Genomic DNA, 3,641 nt, shown 5'->3' with positions numbered 1-3,641 from the left:
GTCCAACCCAAGCACGTCGCGCATATCGTATTCGCCGGGCGAACGTCCCGACACCCAGAGCGCCGCGGCGATGGCGCCACGCGCGAACATGATGCGGTCCCCGGCGGCGTGCGACACGGTGACAAGCTCGCCTTCGGCGCAGAAGCTGACGCTGTGTTCGCCGACGATGCTGCCGCCGCGAACCACCGCAAAACCGATCTCGCCGACCGGCCGCGCTCCGGTGACGCCACCGCGGACGCGCCTTGCGACCGCGTCCAGGCCGACGCCGCGTCCACCGGCGACGGCCTGCCCCAGCATCAGTGCGCTACCTGACGGCGCGTCGATCTTGTGGCGATGATGCGCCTCGAAGATCTCGGCGTCCCAATCTTCGGGGGCGAGCGCTCTTGCCGCCCGCTCGACCAACCCGACCAGCATGTTCAGTCCGAGCGAAAAACTGCCGGAGCGGACGATGGGAACGGTTTTCGCGGCAGCGGTAATATCAGCCAGTTCGACGGCATCGAAACCGGTCGAGCCGATCACCAAAGCGGGGCCGCCCCGGTTTGCGCAAACCCTCGCCAGATCGGCCGAGGCCGCCGGCATGGTGAAATCGATCACCACATCGGCCACGGCGAGCGCCTCGTCGCGGCTCACCAGCCCGTCTCCGACACTGCCTGGGCGATGGAAGCGGGCGGCAAGCGCCAGCCGCGGATCGGCCAGAACGGCCTCCGCCATCTGCCGCCCCATGCGGCCCAACGCCCCGGCGACGGCGACCCTGATCGGCGGTTGCACCATGATTTCAGCTATTTCCACATGCCGCGCATGCGCGCGCCGATATCGACGCGCACGTCCGGCCGGGGCGCGCTGCCCTGTGCCGCCTGTGCGCCCGGCCACGACATCTGCTGGAACGCAGCGAGAATCGAGGCCGGGATAAAGCGCGTGCGCGAGGCATAGAGATGGCGATCGCCGCGTGCGGCCTGGCCATGGGGAAAGAAGCGCTGCGGCATGACGAGGTTGAGGCTGTCCTTGGCCCGCGTCATCGCCACATAGAGCAGCCGGCGCTCCTCCTCAATATCCTCCTTGGTGCCGACGCCGAGATCGGCCGGGATGCAGCCATCGACGGTGTTGAGCACGAAGACGTTCTTCCACTCCTGGCCCTTGGCCGAGTGGATGGTCGAAAGGATCAGATAGTCCTCGTCGCGATGCGGGGGGCCAGCCTGGTCGCTGGTCGCATCCGGCGGATCGAGCGTGAGTTCGGTCAGGAAGCGCTCGCGCGAGGCGTAACCCGAGCCGATCTGCTCGAGCTGCAACAAGTCGGCGCGGCGCGTGATGGCATCCTCATGGATGCGTTCCAGATGCGGCTCGTACCAGAGCCTGACCTGTTCGAGATCGGCCGGCCATTTGGCGCCGGCCCGCAGGCCGGAATAGAGCGAGACGAAACCCGGCCAGTCATCCGCGGCGCGCTGCGGCGGCCGCCATCCGGCCAAGCCCATCGCTTCATCCAGCGCTGTCGTCATCGTCTCGACGATCTGCGCGGCAACCGAAGGGCCAATACCCGGCATCAGCTGCAGAACGCGAAAGCCGGCGACGCGGTCACGCGGGTTTTCGGCAAAGCGCAGCACCGCCAGCACATCCTTGACATGGGCGGCGTCGAGGAATTTAAGGCCGCCGAACTTGACGAAGGGAATGTTGCGCCGCGTCAGCTCGATCTCCAGCGGCCCGCTGTGGTGCGAGGCGCGAAACAGCACAGCCTGCGATTTCAGTGCAGTACCGGCCTCGCGCTCGGCGAGGATGGTATCGCACACGAAGTTGGCCTGCTCGACCTCGTCGCGAACGCTTACCAGCCTTGGTTTGTCGGTGGATTTGCGCTCCGACCAAAGGTTCTTGGTGAAGCGCTCCGAAGCCTCGCCGATCACCGCATTGGCGGCGGCCAGAATGGTTTCCGTCGAGCGGTAATTGCGCTCAAGCATCACCACATCGGCGGCCTGCGCGAACTGTTTTGGAAAATCGAGGATGTTGCGCACCTCGGCGGCGCGGAACGAATAGATCGACTGCGCATCGTCGCCGACCACCGTCAGCCCGGCGCCGTCGGGTTTCAGTGCCATCAGGATCGAAGCCTGCAGCCGGTTGGTGTCCTGGTATTCGTCAACCAGGACATGATCGAAACGCCCGCCCAGATGCGCCGCTATTTCCGGCTCGGCCGCCATCTGGCCCCAGTAGAGCAGCAGATCGTCATAGTCGAGCACGTTCTGCGCCTGCTTGGCCTCGACGTAACCGGCGAACAGTTGTTTCAACTGCTCGGCCCAACCGGCGCACCAGGGAAAGGCGGCTCCCAGCACTTCGCCGAGCGGCGCCTGCGCGTTGACGGCGCGCGAATAGATGGCAAGGCAGGTGCCCTTGGTCGGAAAGCGCGCTTCCGTTTTGGAGAAGCCGAGTTCGTGGCGCACCAGGTTCATCAGGTCGGCGGAATCCTCGCGATCATGGATGGTGAAGGCGGGGTCGAGGCCGATCTCCAGCGCATAGTCGCGCAACAGCCGGGCGCCGATGCCGTGAAAAGTGCCGGCCCAGGTCAGCGCATCGGTGATCACCGCGGCGTCGCGGCCGAGCACTTCGCCGGCGATACGTTCGACTCGTTTCGCCATTTCGGATGCGGCGCGCCGCGAAAAGGTCATCAAGAGGATACGGCGCGGGTCCGCGCCTCTGACGATGAGATGGGCGACGCGATGCGCCAGCGTGTTGGTCTTGCCCGAGCCGGCGCCTGCGATGACCAGCAACGGCCCGGCGATCTTGCCGTCGCCATGTTCGACGGCCTGGCGCTGGGCGTCGTTCAGCCGCGCGAGATAGACGGGCTGGGGAGTCGATTCCACAAAGGTCGAATCATGGGTGGCGAGGTTCATCGCCCATCAAGCATCGTTTCTGCTTTGTTCGCAACATAGAAGCGGCGCGACGGGCCCTTTGACGCAATTCACGATGGAAAGCGCTACATGGTGAATTGCTTTACCGTCGGGGATCGACACCCATGGCCGCCGATTGGCGGCGCAGAGCATCGCGGTCACTTCTCGACGCGGGCAGCAGCAGCGGATCGATGTCACCGGGCACCTCGTCGATCGTCTTGCGCGCAAGGCGGTAGGCGAGAAAGGCCAAGGTACCTGCCAGAAGCAAACGGATCATGCTGTGGTCTCCTCTGATCAGGGTCAACCGGTAACATGACGGTTTGTTCCATCACGCGAAGTTCGCAACCAAACCGATGGCATGTCGTTGACAAGGCGGAGGCTATAGCGATGACGAGGCTGGTATTAGCCCTTGTTTTGGTGGTTTTGGCCGTCTCGGCCTGCGACAACAAGTTGCCGCCGACCAAGGCTCCTGATGCCGCACGCAATCCTGTCATGGACATGGGGGCCGTCAGCCGCTGAGATCGTTCCGGTGCAATGAGGACCCGCCGAAACTTCAATGCATTGCAGCGATGCATTCCTCAAGCAGCTCAAGGCGGAACTTGGCATTGCGCAGTTCGTGGCCGGCGTCCTGTTGCAGCTGCCGGCCTCGGGCCGGCGATGCCACTGTAAGGTTTCTTTCGAGTTCGGCGATGCGCGCACGCACCTGCCGAGCCTCGTCCTGACGCAACGCCTTTATCCAGCTCCGCCCGCGCATCCGTCATCCCGCAACAG

General features: G+C 64.7%; 5 protein-coding genes. 2 read left to right on the top strand and 3 right to left on the bottom strand.

From position 1 onward, the window contains the following. From dapB to C1D09_RS33245, 3 genes are all read right to left on the bottom strand, one after another. On the bottom strand, nt 1–771 hold a 771-nt coding region (gene dapB, locus C1D09_RS23460), incomplete at its 3' end, for a 4-hydroxy-tetrahydrodipicolinate reductase (RefSeq protein ID WP_143976523.1). 8 nt (nt 772–779) lie between these two features. Then, the gene (locus C1D09_RS23455) at nt 780–2,873 is read right to left on the bottom strand and encodes an ATP-dependent helicase (protein ID WP_143976522.1); all 2,094 of its coding nucleotides are present in this window, start codon (nt 2,871–2,873) and stop codon (nt 780–782) included. Nucleotides 2,874–2,973: 100 nt separating this feature from the next. Continuing rightward, nucleotides 2,974–3,147 carry a hypothetical protein gene (locus C1D09_RS33245; RefSeq protein WP_167514719.1) on the bottom strand — a complete coding sequence of 58 codons (174 nt, stop codon included), beginning with the start codon at nt 3,145–3,147 and terminating at the stop codon, nt 2,974–2,976. A 110-nt stretch (nt 3,148–3,257) separates the two neighbouring features. Here C1D09_RS33245 and C1D09_RS34115 point away from each other — a divergent pair, with 110 nt between their 5' ends. Then, nucleotides 3,258–3,389 (top strand): hypothetical protein, encoded by a 132-nt coding sequence (locus C1D09_RS34115; RefSeq protein WP_281288631.1) that lies wholly within the window; start codon nt 3,258–3,260, stop codon nt 3,387–3,389. 37 nt (nt 3,390–3,426) lie between these two features. Further along, a partial coding sequence (locus C1D09_RS33500) for a hypothetical protein (RefSeq protein WP_208760419.1) occupies nt 3,427–3,641 on the top strand: 215 nt, incomplete at its 3' end.

It is taken from the genome of Mesorhizobium intechi (assembly GCF_002879535.1).
Classification (GTDB): domain Bacteria; phylum Pseudomonadota; class Alphaproteobacteria; order Rhizobiales; family Rhizobiaceae; genus Mesorhizobium; species Mesorhizobium intechi.
The sequence above is the reverse complement of the archived record's forward strand: the minus strand, read 5'-3'. Positions and strand labels throughout refer to the sequence as shown.

What these genes read in the sequence shown, in the direction of transcription:
- C1D09_RS34115 (WP_281288631.1), top strand. Translation starts at nt 3,258, where the DNA reads ATGACGAGGCTGGTATTAGCCCTTGTTTTGGTGGTTTTGGCCGTCTCG.
- C1D09_RS33245 (WP_167514719.1), bottom strand. Translation starts at nt 3,147, where the DNA reads ATGATCCGTTTGCTTCTGGCAGGTACCTTGGCCTTTCTCGCCTACCGC.
- C1D09_RS23455 (WP_143976522.1), bottom strand. Translation starts at nt 2,873, where the DNA reads ATGAACCTCGCCACCCATGATTCGACCTTTGTGGAATCGACTCCCCAG.